Annotated in this window: 20 protein-coding genes, 3 tRNA genes and 1 rRNA gene; 7 read left to right on the top strand and 17 right to left on the bottom strand. The window is 63.4% G+C overall.

Going from position 1 to position 18,155, the window contains the following annotated elements; all coding sequences use genetic code 11:
* Positions 1–138: 138 nt before the first annotated feature.
* The 8 genes from DU490_RS15075 to DU490_RS15040 form a co-directional block, all read right to left on the bottom strand.
* A complete protein-coding gene (locus DU490_RS15075) occupies positions 139–876 on the bottom strand; it encodes a FadR/GntR family transcriptional regulator (protein WP_114575095.1) in 738 nt (245 codons plus the stop codon).
* A gap of 254 nt (positions 877–1,130) precedes the next feature.
* Positions 1,131–1,206 (bottom strand) — tRNA-Thr (locus tag DU490_RS15070).
* A gap of 45 nt (positions 1,207–1,251) precedes the next feature.
* Positions 1,252–1,326 (bottom strand) — tRNA-Gln (locus DU490_RS15065).
* A gap of 6 nt (positions 1,327–1,332) precedes the next feature.
* Positions 1,333–1,408, bottom strand: a tRNA-Phe gene (locus DU490_RS15060).
* A gap of 93 nt (positions 1,409–1,501) precedes the next feature.
* Entirely contained in the window at positions 1,502–1,774 is a 273-nt protein-coding gene (locus DU490_RS15055) for an oxidative damage protection protein (RefSeq protein WP_114575094.1), read from the bottom strand.
* Positions 1,771–2,862 carry an A/G-specific adenine glycosylase gene (mutY, locus tag DU490_RS15050; RefSeq protein WP_114575093.1) on the bottom strand — a complete coding sequence of 364 codons (1,092 nt, stop codon included), beginning with the start codon at positions 2,860–2,862 and terminating at the stop codon, positions 1,771–1,773. The genes DU490_RS15055 and mutY overlap by 4 nt, the downstream gene beginning before the upstream one ends.
* A gap of 108 nt (positions 2,863–2,970) precedes the next feature.
* Positions 2,971–5,316: an AsmA family protein gene (locus DU490_RS15045; protein WP_114575092.1), complete on the bottom strand. Its 2,346-nt coding sequence runs from the start codon at positions 5,314–5,316 to the stop codon at positions 2,971–2,973.
* Complete coding sequence (locus tag DU490_RS15040; RefSeq protein WP_114575091.1) at positions 5,313–5,768, bottom strand: acetyl-CoA sensor PanZ family protein; 456 nt, start codon at positions 5,766–5,768, stop codon at positions 5,313–5,315. Before DU490_RS15040 ends, DU490_RS15045 begins: the two co-directional genes overlap by 4 nt.
* 189 nt (positions 5,769–5,957) lie before the next feature.
* Between DU490_RS15040 and hisB the strand changes: the two genes are divergently transcribed.
* The 5 genes from hisB (at position 5,958) to DU490_RS15015 (ending at position 9,396) form a co-directional block, all read left to right on the top strand.
* On the top strand, positions 5,958–6,551 hold the full coding sequence (gene hisB, locus DU490_RS15035) for an imidazoleglycerol-phosphate dehydratase HisB (RefSeq protein ID WP_114575090.1): 594 nt from the start codon (positions 5,958–5,960) through the stop codon (positions 6,549–6,551).
* 29 nt (positions 6,552–6,580) lie between these two features.
* Positions 6,581–7,222, top strand: a complete 642-nt coding sequence (hisH, locus tag DU490_RS15030; RefSeq protein ID WP_114575089.1) for an imidazole glycerol phosphate synthase subunit HisH — start codon at positions 6,581–6,583, stop codon at positions 7,220–7,222.
* A gap of 87 nt (positions 7,223–7,309) precedes the next feature.
* Positions 7,310–8,068, top strand: coding sequence for a 1-(5-phosphoribosyl)-5-[(5-phosphoribosylamino)methylideneamino]imidazole-4-carboxamide isomerase (gene hisA, locus DU490_RS15025; protein ID WP_114575088.1), 759 nt, complete (start codon positions 7,310–7,312; stop codon positions 8,066–8,068).
* Positions 8,069–8,072: 4 nt separating this feature from the next.
* Entirely contained in the window at positions 8,073–8,846 is a 774-nt protein-coding gene (gene hisF / locus DU490_RS15020; RefSeq protein WP_114575087.1) for an imidazole glycerol phosphate synthase subunit HisF, read from the top strand.
* Positions 8,847–8,868: 22 nt separating this feature from the next.
* Complete coding sequence (locus DU490_RS15015) at positions 8,869–9,396, top strand: hypothetical protein (RefSeq protein WP_181870065.1); 528 nt, start codon at positions 8,869–8,871, stop codon at positions 9,394–9,396.
* Positions 9,397–9,411: 15 nt separating this feature from the next.
* On the opposite strand, the gene DU490_RS15010 is transcribed toward DU490_RS15015, so the two are convergent.
* Together DU490_RS15010 and DU490_RS15005 are read right to left on the bottom strand one after the other, a co-directional pair.
* Positions 9,412–10,002, bottom strand: a complete 591-nt coding sequence (locus DU490_RS15010; protein ID WP_114575086.1) for a YjaG family protein — start codon at positions 10,000–10,002, stop codon at positions 9,412–9,414.
* Positions 10,003–10,057: 55 nt separating this feature from the next.
* On the bottom strand, positions 10,058–10,351 hold the full coding sequence (locus DU490_RS15005; RefSeq protein WP_114575085.1) for an MGMT family protein: 294 nt from the start codon (positions 10,349–10,351) through the stop codon (positions 10,058–10,060).
* A gap of 38 nt (positions 10,352–10,389) precedes the next feature.
* On the opposite strand from DU490_RS15005, the gene DU490_RS15000 reads away from it, so the two are divergent.
* Complete coding sequence (locus tag DU490_RS15000; RefSeq protein WP_181870064.1) at positions 10,390–10,686, top strand: hypothetical protein; 297 nt, start codon at positions 10,390–10,392, stop codon at positions 10,684–10,686.
* A 7-nt stretch (positions 10,687–10,693) separates the two neighbouring features.
* On the opposite strand, the gene mnmH is transcribed toward DU490_RS15000, so the two are convergent.
* From mnmH to DU490_RS14975, 5 genes are all read right to left on the bottom strand, one after another.
* Entirely contained in the window at positions 10,694–11,815 is a 1,122-nt protein-coding gene (gene mnmH / locus DU490_RS14995; RefSeq protein WP_114575084.1) for a tRNA 2-selenouridine(34) synthase MnmH, read from the bottom strand.
* Positions 11,812–12,849: a selenide, water dikinase SelD gene (gene selD, locus DU490_RS14990; RefSeq protein WP_114575083.1), complete on the bottom strand. Its 1,038-nt coding sequence runs from the start codon at positions 12,847–12,849 to the stop codon at positions 11,812–11,814. Before selD ends, mnmH begins: the two co-directional genes overlap by 4 nt.
* 56 nt (positions 12,850–12,905) lie before the next feature.
* Complete coding sequence (radA, locus tag DU490_RS14985; protein WP_114575082.1) at positions 12,906–14,282, bottom strand: DNA repair protein RadA; 1,377 nt, start codon at positions 14,280–14,282, stop codon at positions 12,906–12,908.
* A gap of 114 nt (positions 14,283–14,396) precedes the next feature.
* The gene (locus DU490_RS14980) at positions 14,397–14,846 is read right to left on the bottom strand and encodes a copper resistance protein NlpE N-terminal domain-containing protein (protein WP_114575081.1); all 450 of its coding nucleotides are present in this window, start codon (positions 14,844–14,846) and stop codon (positions 14,397–14,399) included.
* 117 nt (positions 14,847–14,963) lie between these two features.
* Complete coding sequence (locus tag DU490_RS14975) at positions 14,964–15,860, bottom strand: AEC family transporter (RefSeq protein ID WP_114575080.1); 897 nt, start codon at positions 15,858–15,860, stop codon at positions 14,964–14,966.
* A 127-nt stretch (positions 15,861–15,987) separates the two neighbouring features.
* On the opposite strand from DU490_RS14975, the gene hisC reads away from it, so the two are divergent.
* Positions 15,988–17,043: a histidinol-phosphate transaminase gene (gene hisC / locus DU490_RS14970; RefSeq protein ID WP_114575079.1), complete on the top strand. Its 1,056-nt coding sequence runs from the start codon at positions 15,988–15,990 to the stop codon at positions 17,041–17,043.
* A gap of 75 nt (positions 17,044–17,118) precedes the next feature.
* On the opposite strand, the gene DU490_RS14965 is transcribed toward hisC, so the two are convergent.
* Entirely contained in the window at positions 17,119–17,913 is a 795-nt protein-coding gene (locus DU490_RS14965; RefSeq protein WP_181870063.1) for an ABC transporter substrate-binding protein, read from the bottom strand.
* Between the two features lie 141 nt (positions 17,914–18,054).
* A 5S ribosomal RNA gene (rrf, locus tag DU490_RS14960) occupies positions 18,055–18,155 on the bottom strand; the annotation flags it as partial.

Below are 18,155 nucleotides of genomic sequence, written 5' to 3'. Positions count from 1 at the left end.
TTGTGATGAGCGTTGTGAAGAAAATTGTAGTGAGAGGCGGGACAGCCTGGGCTGCCGGACCGAGCTGGCATCATGAAGCCCCTCGGCCTGCCATAAAGGCTAGTCGAGTTGTAAAAGTTGTCAAATCTGTAAAGTCTATCAGCCCTCGAAGACCCGCCGACGGGAGTTGCCCAGGTGCTCGCGCATGGCCCGGGCGGCGCCTTCCGCGTCCCTGCCCTGCAGGCAGTCGTGGATCCGGCGGTGCTCCTCCTGCACCTCGGGCAAGTGGTGGGTCGGCCGTCGCAGGCCCAGGCCCCTGGCCAGACGCTGGCCATAGGTGATGGTGGCCTCCAGCGAGGCCAGGGTTTCGGCGAAGAAGCGGTTGTGGGTAGCGTGGGCGATGGCCAGATGGAAGCCATAGTCGGCATCAACGCCCAGCGCATTCTCGCGGATGCGCTGCTCGAGCAGGGCGAAGGCCGCCGCCAGCGCCTCGCGATCCTCGGCGGTGGCGTTGAGCGCCGCCAGCCGTGCCGACTCGGCCTCCACCGCCATGCGGAATTCGAAGCAGCGCTGGATATCGGCAAGGCTGTCGAGGGGCGCGAAGTCCAGCATGGCGCGGCTGGGACGCAGCCGCACGAAACTCCCCGCCCCGCGATGGGAGCGGATCAGGCCGTCTTCGCGCAGCCGCGCCAGCGCCTCGCGCACGATGGGACGGGACACGCCATGCTGCCAGGCCAGCTTCTCCTCGGAGGGCAGCCGTTGCCCTTCCGCATACTCGCCCTTGATGATGTGATCGACGATGCTGCCGTAGACGTGATCGCTGAGCTTCTGCCCCTGGCGCCCCGGCCGGTCGGGAAAGGTGCCCTGGACGACGCCTGTGTCGCTGCGAGAACTCATGCCGAACTCCCTGGCTGCTGTTCCCTGCATGATACGCGAACTTGTCCATGGGCTCGCCACCCGACCAGCTCCACGCTGTCCCAACCCGTGCCGGCTGCCATGGCCAGCCCCTCGATCGCGCGTGCTGTTCGCGGGAACAGCGCCAGTCAGGCGCTGCGCGCCATGCCTGGCGCACCATCAAAAAAACCGCCTCGATGGACGGTTTCAAATAGCTGCAAGTCGCTGATTTCCCTAATCTCATCCCAGGCTCAGGATGGTGCCGGCACCAGGAGTCGAACCCGGGACCTACTGATTACAAGTCAGTTGCTCTACCAACTGAGCTATGCCGGCTCGGGGCCGATCCAGGCGAACTGCAGAATCGGAAAAACGTTGGCGTGGCTGGGGTACCAGGATTCGAACCTGGGAATGCCGATACCAAAAACCGGTGCCTTACCACTTGGCTATACCCCAGCAGTTTGGTGGCCAGAGACGGAATCGAACCGCCGACACGGGGATTTTCAATCCCCTGCTCTACCAACTGAGCTATCTGGCCGCTGCCAACGGTGCGTATTAAACAAGATACGGCCTTAGGCGTCAAGCCCTTCCGTTTCATGAAGATGGCGAAATGGCATCGGTGCCCGCACGCTCACTGGTCCCGCGGGATGTAGCCCTCGGCCTGGTCGGTCTCGCGATTGTCGAGGAAGCGCCCCATCTGCTCGTTCAGGTAGCTGCGCGCCTCGGGGTCGAGCATGTTGAGGTGTTTTTCGTTGATCAGGCGGGTCTGCAGTGCCTGCCACTCCTCCCAGGCCTTTTTAGAGACATTTTGCTGGATGTCCTGCCCCTTCTTGCCCGGCAGCGGCGGAAAGGGCAATGCTTCCAGCTCCTGCTGATACTTGCGGCAGAATACGGTGCTGCTCATGGTGGCTCTCCCTGTTTCTGAAACGTTAATGGCCTGGAACTCATCAGTAACGACTTGACCGGTGCAGCCAGCCCGATGCTGGCAGGATTGCCAGGATCGTACCAGCAGCGCGACTCGCTAACGGCGAACGGGGCACGGCAATGGGCCGGCTGCGGCGTGATTTCCAGGCGAAAGTGGCTGAAGACATGACTGAAGGGTGACCAGGCGCGGCCGAGCTCGGCGCCCGGTACGTGACTGTCCAGCCAGGCCTCGAGTGTCTCGATGTCGTCGAACTGGGGCAGGCCCCAGAGGCCACCCCAGAGACCGCTGGAGGGACGCTGCTCGAGCAGCACGCGCCCCTCGGCGTCCTGCAGCAACAGCATCCGGGTGGTGCGTGTTGGCAGCGCCTTGCGGGGCTTCGATTCGGGAAAGCGGCGCTCCTCGCCCCTGCCGCGGGCCACGCAGACATCGGCGAAGGGGCAGGCCACACAGTCGGGTTGTCCACGCCGACACAGGGTCGCGCCGAAGTCCATCATCGCCTGGGTGTAGTCGACCAGGCGTTCGTCAGGGGTGTAATGGTCGGCCAGGGCCCAGAGCCGACGGGACACGGGCGTCCGGCCCGGCCACCCCTCCACGGCGTGCAAGCGGGCCAGACTGCGCTTGACGTTACCGTCGAGAATCACCGCCCGCCGGCCGCTGCTCTGGGCGATGATCGCGCCGGCCGTGGAGCGCCCGATCCCAGGCAGTTCTGACAACGACTCGAGTTCCAGCGGCAACTGGCCGCCATGGCGCTCGATGATCGCACGGGCCGCCTTGTGCAGGTTGCGCCCACGGGCGTAATAGCCAAGCCCTGTCCAGAGATGCAGCACCGCGTCCTGCTCTGCCCTGGCCAGAGCGGCGACATCAGGAAAGCGTGACATGAAGCGCTCGAAATAGGGAATCACCGTGGCAACCTGGGTCTGCTGCAGCATGATTTCCGATACCCATACGCGGTAGGGCGAGCGCTCCTGCTGCCAGGGCAGATCATGCCGTCCATGGCGCTCGAACCAGTCCAGCAGGCGGCGCTGGAATTCTCCTGGGGGAAGGACCGGCGTCGGCATCTCTGTCATCGGTTTAACCACCCCCAAAGCAAAACACAAGATAAGCCGCACAAGAAAAGCAGCACGAAAAAAAGCGCCGACTAGGTGAGTCGGCGCAAAAACTGACTTGCTTGATGCTCAGTTGAATAGACCGCGCAGTGCATCACGAAGTTCCTTGCCGTCTTCACCCAGACGCTCGTCGAGTCGCTCCAGGGGACGCTCCAGGCGACGCTCGATCTCGCCCCCGGCACGGCGCGATACTTCGTCACGCAGCAGCTCGACCAGAGTGGCCTGGAAGGCATTGCGGTCGAAGCGGCACCACTCGCTGCTGTCGCCGCCAAGCTCGCCCGAGCAGCGAACCGGCAGGGGCACACGCTCCAGCCGCGGATTGACCGAGCAGGCCGCCTCGGCACCGTCGATGAAGCGTGCCGCGGCGCGCAGGTCGAAGCGCTCGGTGACCAGGTCCAGCTCTCCCTCACCATCCATGTCGATCCCGGGAATGGCGACCAGAATGCTCTCGCTGCGGGCAACACCGTCGCTGATGCTCAGGCTGGCCTCGGCACGCTCGAAGCGGGTGTCATCGCTCCAGTCGCGGTCGATTTCCTTGCCCTCGACCATGGCTGCCAGGGTACACAGCTCTTCGGAGACGTTGACGTTGAGTACCGCTCCCTCGTCGATATGGCCACTCAAACGTCCGTCCAGGTTGCGCCTGAGTGCAGGCAAGGTGTTGTAGCGCGACTCCAGCACACCCTCGAGGGAAAGGCGTCCACGCAGAGGGGACGGCTCCTCGTCCCTGGCAAGCGCCTGCAGCAGCGGCTCCAGGCGCACACGGGAGAGCTCGGGGGTCAACTGCCAGCGTATCGGGTCACGCGTCAGGTCGAGTTCACCGCTCGCCCTGAGCTCGCCGCCATAGAGCTTGGCGGCGAACCGATCCAGGCGCTGGAGGCCATCGCCGCCAGACATCACCAGGTCCACGCTGGTGAAGTCGAGCCTACCCAGTTGCATGCCCTCGAGTTCGACGCCGCCATCGAGGGTCAACTCGGACAGCCACTCCACCGGGGCCAGCGGCGCGGCATCGCCGGCATGGGCCTGGCGGATACCGAAGAAGCCGCGCTGGGAGGCGCTCTGTTCAGCGGCATCCGGCGGAGGCAGGTAATCGTCCAGATTCAGGCTGTCACCCTGCAGGACCAGCGCCAGCATACGGCCGTCGAAGCCCATGCCCAGCCGGCCAGTGAATGTGCTGTCGTCGAGCACCAGCGTCAGGCCGGAGAGCTCGGCCTGGCTCAGGTCACCGCGTATGGGACTGGTCAATGCCACGTCGGAGAGCGCCTGGGGACCGGCCATGGCGGGTAACCGATCGATACGCTCAAGCCAGGGACGTAGCGACAGGGGTGCCAGGCTGACCTGGCCGCTGTAGGAAGGGGCGCTGTCCAACCCTGCCAGGTTGAGATTGCCGCTTAGCCGCAGATTGTCGGGGCCGGTGAGTAACAAATCGCGCAGTTGAGCCGTGCTCTCCGCCAGATCCGCCTCCATGGCGAAGGCCAGCACCAACGGAATGGCCGACTCCCCCATCCGAGGATGCTGTACGCTGCCTTCCAGGCGCCCCTCCTGCAACTGCATGTGCTGGCGTGACAGGTCCAGTACCAACTGCTGTCCGGTCAGGTCAGCCTGCTGACGACCCTGCACACCACCCAGACGGGTCGATGTGTTCAGCTTCAAGCCTTCCATGACATAGCGTCGCTCGGCGAGAGCCAGGCGCATCCGGCCCTCGAGGGAAATCGTGCTGGCCAACCCCGGCGTTCGCTCGAGTTCTCGCCAGTCCAGCGTCCCGTAGGAAGTCAGGGTGAAGGAGGCCTTGAGGGGAAAGGCGCGCTCCGGATTGACGTTGGTGCCGGATAGGCTGACGTCCTCGAGCATCCACTCGCTCTTTGCCGCCAGATCACGAAAGCGGACAGCACCGTTGCGTACCTGGACGTTGGCGATGTTCAGCGCCACGGCCAGGTTGCTGCCTTCCAGGTTGGGCCCTGCACTGGCTGGTGCAAGCGCCGACTCGGCGCCCTCACGCCGTTCATCCAGGCGTTGCAGCAGCGGTTCCCAGTTGCCCTGCCCTTGTTCATCTCGCTCCAGCCGAAGCTGCATGCCGTCCAGGGTAAGGCCTTCGATGCCGATTTCGCCACGTAACAGCGGGGCAAATGCCAGGCTCACCTCGGCCTTGTCGAAGGCCAGGAAGGGAGGCGCAGTCGGCTCCTGCTCGGGCAAGTGGCTCTCCACTCGCTCCACGCTCACCCCCAGCCGAGGATAGAACGACCAGGACAGCGGCCCGTTCAGCGTCAGCTCCATGCCACTGTGCTCGCGCACCACCTCAATCAGACGCGGCTTGAAGTCTTCGGGGTCGAGAAAGGTAGTAACGTAGACCACGGCAGCCACCACTACCACGCCCAGTACGCCAATGGCCGCCAGTAGGGTTTGCAAGAGTCGCTTCATCGTTTACCGCCTCCTTGCAGCGGTAGAGCCAGTTCAAAGTAGTTTCCGGCTGCGTGCAGGCGATAGCCCAGCCGGGAAAGCAGCAGTTGGTCGGCCATCGGCAGCTGGGAGGCGGGGGCTCGCAGGCCGAGCCCCCGTTCGGCCGCGGCACTGCTGACCAGTGCCAACAGCCGGGAGCCCACGCCACGTCTTCGTGTGGTCTTGCGCACGCAGAGTTCCGATAGCCACCACGCTTCGGTGTCGGCACGCACGGCAACAGCACCCAGCAGGCGCTCGTTGAAGCGTGCACAGCCAAAGAAATGGCCAGCCTCGAGATGGTGATGGATGAAGTCATCCACCGGCCCGGAGAGCCGCTCAACCGGTGCATCGGCATAGATGCGCGGCAGGTCGTGCCGAACCTGCGCCTCCGACGCCCAGGCGGCGTGATCGACGATATGAAGCGTAACCGGCATGGTGGATCTCCCTGGGCCGCGGCTCGGGCCGCCGCTGTGATGGGCGCATTGTAGCGGATGGGGGGCTCGATTCTCTATAATGAACGGCCCCATGATGGCAAGCACCGTCTTGCCTGCCCGGTAGCCGTACCGTCAGGGCCTTCCGGGCCCACCCATGCCGACGCGCGAAAGCGCGAGAGAGAGTCCGACATGTCCGAGCGAATCGCCACGGTAACCCGTGACACCCAGGAAACCCAGATCACGGTGACCGTCAATCTCGATGGCGAAGGCCGGCTGGCCTGTGAGACCGGCGTCCCCTTCCTCGACCACATGCTCGATCAGGTGGCACGTCACGGCCTGGTCGACCTGGACATCAAGGCCGTGGGCGACCTGCATATCGACGATCATCATACCGTAGAAGATCTCGGCATCACTCTCGGCCAGGCGTTTGCCCAGGCGATCGGCGACAAGAGCGGCATTCGCCGCTATGGCCATGCCTATGTACCGCTGGACGAAGCGCTCTCCCGGGTCGTGATAGACTTCTCTGGCCGCCCCGGGCTGTTCATGGATATCGAGTTCACCCGCGCCACCATCGGTCGCCTGGACACCCAGCTGTTCTGGGAGTTCTTCCAGGGCTTCGTCAATCATGCCCGGGTCACGCTGCATATCGACAACCTGAAGGGCTTCAATGCCCACCATCAGGCGGAAACCATCTTCAAGGCCTTCGGTCGCGCGCTGCGCATGGCCGTTGAGCCGGACCCGCGCATGGCCGGCCAGATGCCGTCCACCAAGGGCTGTCTGTAGTTGCGACGACCGAAAACTGAGGAGCCTTCATGACCATTGCCGTCATCGATTACGGGATGGGCAATCTGCATTCGGTTGCCAAAGCCCTGGAGCACGTCACCCACGAGCATGTGATCATCACCCGCGACCCTCGCTGCATCCGCGGTGCCACTCGCCTGGTGTTGCCGGGCCAGGGCGCCATCCGCGACTGCATGGGTGAACTGGAAAAGACCGAGTTGCGTGGCCTCGTCCAGGAACTGCTGGCCAGCCAGAGCAAGCCGCTGCTGGGCATCTGTGTTGGACAGCAAATGCTGCTCGATCACAGCGAGGAGAACGGCGGCATCGCCTGCCTGGGCTTCCTCCCCGGTGATGTGAGGCACTTCCCGGCCGATATGCGCGATGCCAACGATCTACGTCTCAAAGTGCCGCACATGGGCTGGAACCTGGTGCATCAGCATCACGACCATCCGCTATGGAAGGGCATCGATCAGAACGAGCACTTCTATTTCGTGCACAGCTATTACGCCGAGGCCAGTGACGACGCCACGGTGTTCGGCACCACCGAGTATGGCCGGGTCAACGCCCATGTCGCCATCGGGCGCGATGCCACCTTTGCCGTCCAGTTTCACCCGGAAAAAAGTTCCCGGGCCGGGCTCAGGCTGCTGGAAAACTTCATCAACTGGATGCCCTGACGCAGTTGCGCGGGGCCTTGTCCGGCAGGCTCGACGACGAACCATCGACCACAGGCGCCCTCTACTGCGCCAACCGAGGACACTGACATGCTAGTAATACCCGCCATCGATCTCAAGGACGGAAAGTGCGTCCGCCTCAAGCAGGGGCGCATGGATGACGCCACGACCTACGGTGACGACCCGGTAGCCATGGCAGCGCGCTGGGTCGAGGCCGGTGCGCGCCGCCTGCACCTGGTCGACCTCAACGGTGCCTTCGAAGGCAAGCCGGTCAACGGCGAGGCAGTGACTGCCATCGCCCGGCGCTGGCCTGAATTGCCGATCCAGATCGGCGGCGGCATCCGCTCCGCGGATACCATCGAGCACTACCTATCCGCCGGGGTCTCCTACGTGATCATCGGCACCAAGGCCGTCAAGGAGCCTGCCTTCGTCGGCAAGATGTGCCGCGCCTTCCCGGGCCATGTCATCGTCGGCCTCGATGCCCGTGACGGCTTCGTCGCCACCGACGGCTGGGCCGAGGTCTCCAGCGTCAAGGCCACCGACCTGGCCAAGCGTTTCGCCGACGACGGGGTCTCCAGCATCGTCTACACCGACATCGCCCGCGACGGCATGATGAATGGCGTCAATGTCGAAGCCACGGCCCAGCTTGCTCGCGAGGGCGGCCTGCCGGTGATCGCCTCCGGTGGCGTGACAAACCTCGACGACCTGCACGCCCTGATAGCCGCAGGCGAGCCCGGCATTCTCGGCGCCATCACCGGCCGGGCCATCTACGAGGGCAGCCTTGACGTGGCCGAAGGCCAGCGGCTATGTGATGAACTGACTGCAGGGCTCGACCGAGCCGGGAGCTGAACAGATGGGTCTTTCCAAGCGTATCATCCCCTGTCTCGATGTCGACGCCGGCCGCGTGGTCAAGGGCGTCAACTTCATCGGCATTCGCGATGCCGGCGACCCGGTGGAGATCGCCCAGCGCTACAACTTGCAGGGCGCCGACGAGATCACTTTTCTCGATATCACGGCGAGCCACGAGGACCGCGACACCACCGTCGAAATGGTCGAGCGCATCGCAGGTGAGGTGTTCATTCCGCTGACCGTGGGCGGGGGCATCCGTACCTGCGACGACATTCGCACCATGCTCAATGCCGGTGCCGACAAGGTGTCAATCAATACGGCTGCGGTAAACAACCCGGAATTCGTGCGCGAAGCCGCCGATCGCTTCGGTAGCCAGTGCATCGTGGTGGCCATCGATGCCAAGCGGGTCTCCAGCGAAGGCGAGCCGCCACGCTGGGAGATATTCACCCACGGTGGCCGCCGCCCGACCGGGCTCGACGCCGTGGAGTGGGCTAAGACGATGGTCGAATACGGTGCCGGAGAGTTGCTGCTGACCAGCATGGATCGCGACGGCACCAAGTCGGGCTTCGATCTGGGCGTCACGCACGCCATCAGCGAGGCGGTCACCGTGCCGGTGATCGCCTCCGGCGGTGTCGGCACGCTAGATCACCTGGTGGAAGGGGTGTTGGAAGGTGGCGCCGATGCAGTGCTGGCGGCCAGCATCTTTCACTTTGGCGAATACACCATTCCCGAGGCCAAGCGCTATATGGCCGAACGCGGAATAGAAATGCGTTTGTAGCAGTGATTCCTGGAGAGTGATCGTGACATCGGCATGGATGAGAACTCGCCGGCTGGCCGCCGTGCACCTGGGGCTAGCTCTCCTGCTGCCTTGGAAGGTGGTGATGGCCAATCAGCAGCCGACCTGGCCGCCACAACTGGAGGTCAGTCATGTGCTGCTGCAGACCAGCCTCTATACCCGCCATTTCAGCCCACAGCCCGACCACAACAATCACCAGGAGCTGATCAGCCTTGAGTTGCACAATCCGCAGCGCTGGCTGGTAGGTGGCACCCGCTTCCTCAACTCCTTCGATCAGGAAGCCATTTACCTCTATGCCGGACGTGAATTCCCCTTCTGGAAGCCCACCGAGAACATCACCGTCAGGGCCAAGTTCAGCGCCGGCGTGCTGCATGGCTACCGGGGGGAGTATCAAGACAATATCCCATTCAACCGCTATGGCACCTCACCAGCAGCGATGCCCAGCCTGGGCATGCAGTGGGGGCGCTTCGAGACCGACCTGATCGTCTTCGGCACCGCCGGCGCGATGGTCCTCGGCGGCATCCGTTTCTAGCGAAGCCTGATCAGCTCAATCCAGCGATAGACCCAGGTTGCTGACTCCTTCGTTGCGCCCCAGCCGGCGCAACGCCTTGAGCGCATCACGGTCCAATTTGCCCTCAGCGGCTTCAAGCACCGCGTCCTGGAAGTCGTTCTCGTCCGCCATCAGCGGATGCTCGCGGATGCGGGCCGCCAGGCGCTGCGCGTCTTCCTCCCCTTCGATCAGCTCGATGAAGGCCCGCACACCGCCCTTGGAGACGCGGCTGACCTCAAGCACCGCCTCGGGGGCCTCGCCGCGCAGCGTATCCAGCAGCGCGGACAGCGCCACCACCGCCTCCATCGCACGGCGAGTGCCGAAGCTATCGTCGTCCGCCGCCGGCTCCAGCTCGGCCAGCTTCTCGGCCTGGCGGTCGAAGTCGATGCGCGCCTCCTTGACCGACAGTTGCTCCCATACCAGGTCGAGAATCGCCCTGAGGCCCGCTGGGTTGCCATCGCCGGCCGTCTGCGCATAGAGCGCATAGTTAGGCAGCAGCCGCTCACACAGCGCTGCCATGAAAGCTTGCTGTTGAGGCGGCGAAAGATCTTGTAGGCGCTGATGGAAGCCGCCGGTTGGCTGACTCATGGATTCTCTCCACAAAATGAGGGTCTGAGAGTGAGCGCAAGGAGCGACAGAGGGGTCATGGCCACAGGACCTCGCTGGCGACACGCCCACCGCCATCGAACAACACGCCATCAGAGAGCAGTCGAGCGCGCTGTTCGACGGCGCCAGGGTGGTCGGCCAGACGACGTGACGCCGTGATCACGCGAAACCAGGGCAGGTCGTGTCCTTCCGGAAGATCCCGAAGCGCCCTGGCCACCAGCCGTGGCGTGGCGCCGTCGGTCATCGCCGCGATGCGCCCGTAGGTGGTCACACGGCCCGTCGGTATCTCGGCAATGATCGTCAATATCTGTTCTCGCAACGCCGGCTTCATGTACCCTTGCGCCCCCTGTCATGTTTCGTATCCCAGCGATGACGAGGTTTCCATGCATCTACACCTGCTTCAACACAGCCCTCACCACGGCCCCGCCCGTATCGTCGACTGGCTGGACAGCATGGGGTAGAGCCCTCGGTCTGCTGTGCCATATCGAGGTTACCCGTGCCGGTGTGACCGAGTTGCTGGACCGCGAGGAGCCACCGAAAGGCAGCGAGGCGAGCCCTCACGTGCAGGCTCGAGAAGCGATCCTGGCCGACCCGGCCCGCTTCGACCGGCTGGCACCGCTGCTCGATCGCCTGCTCAGCCAATGGCTGCGAAGCTCTCTCGCCTGAGCGGGAATCAGGCTGTCTGCAGCCGCTCCGAGCCGTGGCGCACCGCGTCGGCCGACCAGGCCTGGGCGGCTGCCAGACAACTGTCCCAGTCACCGACGTGCAGGAAGCGCTGGGGGTCGCGGCGCTCCAGTTGGTAGCGGTACATGGGGTCGTAATACTCCGTCAGCAGCGGTGCCAGCCAAGCCTCGTGCGCCTGGGTGTTGCCGCGCTCATGCTCGCGGAAAGCCAGAGCCTGGAGCCTGGCGATGCGTGCCAGGCGAGCACTGCCCAGTCGTTTTCTCAACCGCGACAACGCGGTGGCGAGTTGCTTGCGCATCAGCGTCCAGCCCAGCCACTCACCGCACTGGTGCCGGTAGATCGCCCATAGATCATCGATGTAGTCCTTCTGGATCTGACTGATACGCCAGTCCAGCGGCATCTCCACGCGAAGACGCGGCGCCTGCTCCATGGCTCGCCAGAAGACAAGCGGCACGCTGGCCGTACCGATCTGGCGTGACTCGTCCTCCACCACCAGTGGAACGTCAAGCGACAGCAGGCGCAGCCCTACGGCGTGTTCAAAATCGATCTGCGAGGGTGCCGGCAGCGGGTGGCGGCCAAAAGCAGAACCCTTGTGTCGTGCGCAGCCCTCCAGGTCCAGGCCATTGGTCAGCGTCTGGATCAGCGCCGTCTTGGCGCAACCGGTGAGCCCACCCACAACTAGTAGCGGCTGCTCCGCGGCGTCGTCCATGCGAGCACACAGACCCTGCCGCATGGCCTTCCAGCCACCGCGGATGCGGGGGCGCTCGAACCCCACGTCGGCCAGCCACTGCTGGGCGATTTGCGAACGCAGGCCCCCGCGAAAACAGTAGACGATGGCCTCGGGTTGCGCTTGCAACAGGGAGTGCCAGGCCGCTACCCGGGCGTCCTTGATCCCACCGCTGACCAGCCGCTGACCGAGTTCGATGGCCGCCTGCTGGCCACGCACCTTGTATTCGATGCCGACCAGGCGGCGCTCCTCGTCATCCATCAGCGGCAGGTTGACCGCGCCGGGCAGGGCGCCCTGGGCAAACTCGACCGGTGCGCGCACGTCGATCAGCACGCGCCCCTCGCACAGCAGGGAGAGATCGGGTTCGATCAGCGGCAGATTCATCCGCGCACCTCTATCAGCGCCATTCCACCGGCCGGGATGATCTCGCCGAACGGGACCAGCTCGATGCCGTGGGCGCGGCCGATGCGCTCCACGTCATCCTCCCAGGACGGATGAACAGAGATCAGCAGGCCCCCGGAGGTCTGGGGGTCGCAGAGCCACTGCCAGTGCGGCTCGTCCATCTCCTTGAGGACGGCCCCCAACGCCTCACGGTTGCGATGAGTGCCCCCCGGCACGGCACCGCGGCGGCGATAGGCTTCGGCCTCGGCCAGGCGTGGCAGGCGTCGATAATCGATCCGCGCCGCCACACCGCTGGCGGCACACACTTCGGAAAGGTGGCCGGCAAGGCCGAAGCCGGTCACGTCGGTCATGGCATGCACGCCCTTCACCTTGGCGAGGTCGATGCCGATCTGGTTGGATTTCAGCATGGTCTCCCGGGCCAGGGCCTGGTGCCCGGATTCAAGCAGCCCCTGTTTCTCCGCCGTGGTCAGAAAACCCACCCCCAGTGGCTTGGTCAGGAAGAGCAGGTCGCCGACCTGTGCCCCCTTGTTGAGCTTCAGGTGCTCGAGATCCACCAGGCCATTGACCGCCAGGCCGAAGATCGGCTCGGGGGCATCGATGGAGTGACCACCAGCCAGGGCGAGACCGAGTTCACGGCATACCGACTGGGCACCGGCCACCACGTCGCCGGCGATCTCCGGCCCCAGCTTATCCAGCGGCCAGCCAAGAATCCCCAGGGCGAGTACCGGCGTGCCGCCCATGGCATAGACGTCACTGATCGCATTGGTGGCGGCGATACGCCCGAAGTCGAAAGGATCGTCGACGATGGGCATGAAGAAATCGGTGGTGGCAATCATGCCGCGACCATCACCCAGATCGTAGACGGCAGCATCCTCACGCCCCTGATTGCCGACGAGCAGCTGCTTGTGACCCGCACCCGGGCCAGCCTTGGCCAGAATGCTGTCGAGTACGTCAGGGGCGATCTTGCAGCCGCACCCCGCGCCATGGCTGTACTGGGTCAGGCGGATGGCACTCATCTCGTTCTCCTTGGCAGTTCATATCAACCATTCTATATCAGTGAGCCCCTGTTGCCTCACAGGGCCTCCAGGGCATCGGTCAGCTTGTCCACGGCAACGACCTCCATGCCTGCCGGGGCGCGTTTCGGTGCGTTGGCCCGGGGCACGATGGCCCGAGTAAAGCCGTGCTTCGCCGCTTCGACAATACGCTCCTGTCCGCTGGGCACCGGACGTATCTCGCCGGATAACCCGACCTCTCCGAATACCACCAGTTCGCGTGGCAAAGAGCGATTCTGCAGGCTGGAGACCACCGCCAGCAGCACCGCCAGATCGGCGCTGGTCTCGAGCACCCTGACCCCGCCTACCACGTTGAGAAAGACGTCCTGATCGCCGGTGAACAGGCCGCCGTGGCGATGCAGTACCGCCAACAGCATGGCCAGGCGGTTCGCATCGAGCCCCACGGCGACCCGGCGCGGGTTGCCCAGGGCCGATTCGTCGACCAGCGCCTGCACTTCCACCAGCAGTGGCCGGGTCCCCTCCCACACCACCATGACCAGGCTGCCCGACGCTAGCGCTTCGCTGCGTGAAAGAAAGATCGCACTGGGGTTCTTCACTTCCTTGAGCCCGTGCTCGAGCATGGCGAACACACCAAGCTCGTTGACCGCACCGAAGCGATTCTTCTGCCCACGCAGGGTGCGGAAGCGTGAGTCGGCACCGCCCTCCAGCAGCAACGACGCATCGATCATGTGCTCCAGCACCTTGGGGCCCGCCAGCGATCCGTCCTTGGTGACATGCCCCACCAGCAGCAACACGGTGTTGCTCTGCTTGGCGAAGCGAGTCAGTGCCGCGGCCGACTCACGTACCTGCGCCACGCCGCCCGGGGCCGAGGCGATATCTTCCAGATGCATGGTCTGTATCGAGTCGATGACCAGTATCTCCGGGCGCTCGCGCTCGGCGACGGCAAGCACGGTTTCGACGCTGGTCTCAGCCAGCATCTTGAGGCCCCTGGTGGGCAATTGCAGGCGGTGGGCGCGCATCGCCACCTGGGAAAGCGACTCCTCACCGGTGACATAGAGCACCTGGCGGGACTGGGCAAGCTTGCAGGCGGTCTGCAGCAGCAGGGTCGACTTGCCGGCACCAGGATGCCCGCCCAGCAGCACCGCCGAGCCGGGCACCAGACCGCCGCCCAGCACGCGGTCGAACTCATCGAAGGTCGAGGAGAGTCTCGGCACCTCGGAAAGGTCGACATTGCCCAGGTCCACCACTTCACGAGACAAGTTGCCCGAATAACCGCTGCGACCGGAGGCACCCGACGTGGCTGCCCCGGGACGGGCGACGGACAGCCTCACCTCACTCAGCGTATTCCACCCCTGGCAGCTCGAACACTGGCCCTGCCACTTGCTGTATTCCGCACCACACTCGGTGCACACGAAAGCGCTTTTTGCCTTGGCCATGCCGGCCCCTCTCCCAGATGGAGGGTACCATTCTAACAGGCACCCGCCGGTCTGCACCCAGACGCACAAAGGCGGCCAGAAGGCCGCCTTCGCTTACTATCGAACCCGCAGTGTTTACAGGCGCTGCAGCTGCAAGGCTTCGTTGTTCTGGAACCGGCGCCGCTGAGGATCGATCAGTTCCAGCGTGGTCCCGTCGATGCGCAGGAAGTAGTAGATCTGCCCTTCGCCATCGGGTGTCAGCTCGTAGACCGTGGCATCGGGATCGACTGCGGTACCGCTGAGCACCTCCCAGTTGCCGGCATAGTTCTCGTCCGGCGGATCCTGCGGGTGTTCGCGATAGCTGGCATTCAGCGTGAAAGTGCGCTCCTCCAGGGAGCTCTGCTCATCACCCATGAGCCGCACATCCAGATCAATCCCCGCGCAGTTGCGGCAGGGTAGTGTGCCTTGGTAAGCCACTTCGGCGTCATCCATCGCCGGGTCGGCACGATCATCCGTCGGGCCGGCTGCACAGCCGGCCAGGAAGGCCAGCATGGCCGAGCCAGCCAGCAGGGTCCTTATTTGCATTTTCTCACTCCTAGCCTATGGCCTTGACGCCGTGAACTACGGCAGCCTGTCTCACAGCATAAACCCTCTTAGCTTTAGCGGACAGCCTCCGTCTCGCGGGGTTCCCCGGAGAAGCCTTCAACTGGCGCCAGGCAAGACGTGCATGAATACCAAAGCCAGGACAATGGGCATTACTACCAGGCTACCCAGGTTGCCGATCAACACAAGCGAGGCCACCTTGTGGGGCTCCTGCTTGTACTGTTCGGCCACCAGATAGTTGAGCACAGCCGGTGGCAAGGCAGCAAATACCCAGAGCGACGCTGCCTGCAGCCCGGTCAGTTCCAGCCACAGGATCATGGGCACAGCAAGGACCAACCCCGATAGCGGACAGAGCACGGCGCCAAGAAGTCCGGTCTTCCAATCACTGAAGTCGATTTCCAGCATGCGCACCCCCAGCGCAAACAGCATCAGGGGGATGCAGACGCCACCCAGCATATGCAATGCCTCGAGTAACCAGCCCGGCAACGGTACCCCACCCAGATTGAACCCCAGGCCAGCGAGGCTAGCCAGCACTATGGGCATACGCAGCAGGCGCCACAGCGGGGTTCTCGGGCTGAGAATATAGAGCCCCACAGAGAAGTGCAGCAGCATCTCGACGATGAAGAGTACGACCGCCGCTGGCAGTGCCGCCTCGCCGAATGCCAGCACCAACAGCGGGATGCCCATGTTGCCCGAATTGTTGAACATCATCGGTGGCAGGAAGGTCTTAGGTTCCAGTTTTAACAACTTGGCTACCGGCCATAGCACTAAACCGGAGCCCAGCACGACCACCGCCGCCGCCAATGCCAGACCGGCATACTCTGCCAAGGGCGCCTGCTGGTCCGCCAGGACGGCAAACACCAGCATCGGCACGAAGATTTCCATATTGAGAGTATTGAGACTGCGAATATCGGGGGTGCGAAAACGCCCGTAGAGGGTGCCACAGCCCGCGATCAAAAATACCGGTAGCAGCGTGGCGATAATCTGTGCGGTCATCGAAAAGGGTTCCGGGCATTCGGTTTCGCTCAAGTGCGCCTAGGCTAGCACGTCGACGGCTTGCGCGGTCACGCCGCTCAGGTCAACATGGGCTAAAGTTTCACATCATCGAGCCAAGCGAGAGAGCATGAGCCAGTTATGGAGCCCCACCGTGCGCGAGCTGACCCCCTATGTACCGGGAGAGCAGCCACGGGAACGCCTGATCAAGCTGAACACCAACGAGAACCCCTACCCGCCGGCTCCCGGTGTCGAGGCGGTACTGCGTGAATTCCCCGCCGACCACCTGCGCCTCTACCCGGACCCGGAGTCTCGCGCCCTGCGCCAGGCCCTGGCTTGCGAGCATGGCGTCGAACCCGGGCAGGTATTCGTTGGTAACGGTTCGGATGAGGTGTTGGCGCTGGCTTTCCAGGCCTTCTTCTGTCATGACCGGCCACTCGAGATGCCGGCCATCACCTACAGCTTCTACCCGGTCTATTGCCAATTGTTTGGCATCGAGCGCCGCACCCTGCCACTGGATGACCAGTGGCGCGTCGATCTCGCGGCTTTCACCATGAATAGTGCCGGTGCCATCTTTGCAAACCCCAACGCCCCTACCGCCCATGGCCACTCGCGTGAGGCCGTCTCTGCGCTGCTGAAGCGCGTAACCGAGCGGGTCATACTGGTCGATGAGGCCTATGTCGACTTCGGCGGCGAAAGCGTCGTCCCGCTGGTGACGAGTTACCCCAACCTGCTGGTGACCGGTACCTTTTCCAAATCCCGTAGCCTGGCCGGCCTGCGCCTCGGCTATGCCATCGGTTCGCGCGAACTGATCGAAGGCCTTGAGCGAGTAAAGGACTCGTTCAACTCCTATCCCATCGACAGCCTGGCCAGTGCTATCGGCATCGCCGCACTCAAGGACCGCGAGCACTTCGATGCCTGTCGTGGGAAGGTCATCACGACCCGTGAGCGGACCACAAAGCGGCTGAAGGAGCTCGGCTTCGAGACATTGCCCTCCCAGGCCAATTTCGTGCTGGTGGAGCATCCCGCCTTCGATGCGACTCAGCTCTTCGTCGGGCTGCGGGAGCGGGGCATTCTGGTGCGCCATTTCAATACCGATGCACTGCGCAACTTTCTGCGCATTTCCATCGGCACCGACGACGAGATGGACAGCCTGATCGAGGCTCTGCAGACACTCTGCGGCTGAGGCCATTGGGTAGCCGGCGGCTTACCAGGGCTATCTGTGAAAGCTATCTGTAAAAGCTATCTGTAAAGAGACCCGTCAGCGCCAACGCTCTATAATGCGTTGGTACTCACCGCTTTCCTGAATGGCTTGAAGCCCCGCATCGAAATCGCTTAGCAGTCGCTCGGTGTCGGGGTTGTCCTTCAAGCCAACCACATACTCTCTGCTGGCGCCAAATTCTGGCAGCTTGTCGAACTCACCCTGCAGCCCCATCTCCTTGAGTACATGGTCCCAGTTCGTTTCGTAGCCGGCAAAGCCATCCAGTCTCCCTCGCTGCAGCATGCGAAACCCCTGCTCGATACTATTGAGAGGATACTTCGATATGCCTTCCCGCTCGGCCCATTCATCGCCGAAATTGTAGCCACGGACCATGCCTATGGTTTTGCCATTCAGAGAAGCCAGACCCTGCCAGTCGATGTCCGCTTCATGGTTGACGTAGACCAGGAAGGCGGCATCATTGACCGGCGTCTCGGAATAGGAAAAATAGGCAAGCCTCTCGGTGTTCATGCCAGTCGGGTAGAGCAGATCAACCTCACCCTGCCTGACGCTCGCCAGCGCTCGTGCCCAGTGAGTGATGACCAGTTCGATAGTATAACCCTGGGCATGGAAACTTTCCCGCACGATATCCCAGCTGTAGCCGTGGAACCGCGCAGAATCACTACCAGGGGGTATGACCACCTCCGAGATTGGAGGAGCCTTACCGTCTTTGTAGAATCCATAGGGGGGATAATCGTAGAGAGTGGCGATCCGTACCCTGCTCTCTTCCGCCGCGTAGGAGACTGCCCCCGCCATCAGGCAAAGAACCGCCAGCAAGACCCCTCGTAGCCGTAGCATGGCAGTCCCCTTCCACGACGCTGTTCGTAGCACAACCGGTAATTGAAACAGCAACAGAGCGTAACATAATATCTCTGGAGGTTCTTGAGATGCCATGAAAAAACCCCGAGCTCTTTCGAGTTCGGGGTTTTTGGAATAAGTGCCTGACGATGACCTACTCTCGCATGGGGAAACCCCACACTACCATCGGCGCTGATCGGTTTCACTGCTGAGTTCGGCATGGGATCAGGTGGTTCCCAAAC

It is taken from the genome of Halomonas sp. DQ26W, from assembly GCF_003339685.1.
Lineage (GTDB): Bacteria > Pseudomonadota > Gammaproteobacteria > Pseudomonadales > Halomonadaceae > Halomonas.
Note: the sequence above shows the minus strand (reverse complement) of the source record. Positions and strands in the feature narration are given on the sequence as shown.

Coding starts and splice junctions, on each gene's coding strand:
- DU490_RS15010 (WP_114575086.1), bottom strand. CDS start 10,002: ATGAGTCAGCCAACCGGCGGCTTCCATCAGCGCCTACAAGATCTTTCG.
- DU490_RS14965 (WP_181870063.1), bottom strand. CDS start 17,913: ATGCTACGGCTACGAGGGGTCTTGCTGGCGGTTCTTTGCCTGATGGCG.
- selD (WP_114575083.1), bottom strand. CDS start 12,849: ATGAGTGCCATCCGCCTGACCCAGTACAGCCATGGCGCGGGGTGCGGC.
- mnmH (WP_114575084.1), bottom strand. CDS start 11,815: ATGAATCTGCCGCTGATCGAACCCGATCTCTCCCTGCTGTGCGAGGGG.
- DU490_RS14975 (WP_114575080.1), bottom strand. CDS start 15,860: ATGACCGCACAGATTATCGCCACGCTGCTACCGGTATTTTTGATCGCG.
- DU490_RS15000 (WP_181870064.1), top strand. CDS start 10,390: ATGACGAGGTTTCCATGCATCTACACCTGCTTCAACACAGCCCTCACC.
- DU490_RS14980 (WP_114575081.1), bottom strand. CDS start 14,846: ATGCAAATAAGGACCCTGCTGGCTGGCTCGGCCATGCTGGCCTTCCTG.
- mutY (WP_114575093.1), bottom strand. CDS start 2,862: ATGACAGAGATGCCGACGCCGGTCCTTCCCCCAGGAGAATTCCAGCGC.
- DU490_RS15045 (WP_114575092.1), bottom strand. CDS start 5,316: ATGAAGCGACTCTTGCAAACCCTACTGGCGGCCATTGGCGTACTGGGC.
- DU490_RS15040 (WP_114575091.1), bottom strand. CDS start 5,768: ATGCCGGTTACGCTTCATATCGTCGATCACGCCGCCTGGGCGTCGGAG.
- hisH (WP_114575089.1), top strand. CDS start 6,581: ATGACCATTGCCGTCATCGATTACGGGATGGGCAATCTGCATTCGGTT.
- hisC (WP_114575079.1), top strand. CDS start 15,988: ATGAGCCAGTTATGGAGCCCCACCGTGCGCGAGCTGACCCCCTATGTA.
- radA (WP_114575082.1), bottom strand. CDS start 14,282: ATGGCCAAGGCAAAAAGCGCTTTCGTGTGCACCGAGTGTGGTGCGGAA.
- hisB (WP_114575090.1), top strand. CDS start 5,958: ATGTCCGAGCGAATCGCCACGGTAACCCGTGACACCCAGGAAACCCAG.
- hisF (WP_114575087.1), top strand. CDS start 8,073: ATGGGTCTTTCCAAGCGTATCATCCCCTGTCTCGATGTCGACGCCGGC.
- DU490_RS15075 (WP_114575095.1), bottom strand. CDS start 876: ATGAGTTCTCGCAGCGACACAGGCGTCGTCCAGGGCACCTTTCCCGAC.
- DU490_RS15005 (WP_114575085.1), bottom strand. CDS start 10,351: ATGAAGCCGGCGTTGCGAGAACAGATATTGACGATCATTGCCGAGATA.
- hisA (WP_114575088.1), top strand. CDS start 7,310: ATGCTAGTAATACCCGCCATCGATCTCAAGGACGGAAAGTGCGTCCGC.
- DU490_RS15055 (WP_114575094.1), bottom strand. CDS start 1,774: ATGAGCAGCACCGTATTCTGCCGCAAGTATCAGCAGGAGCTGGAAGCA.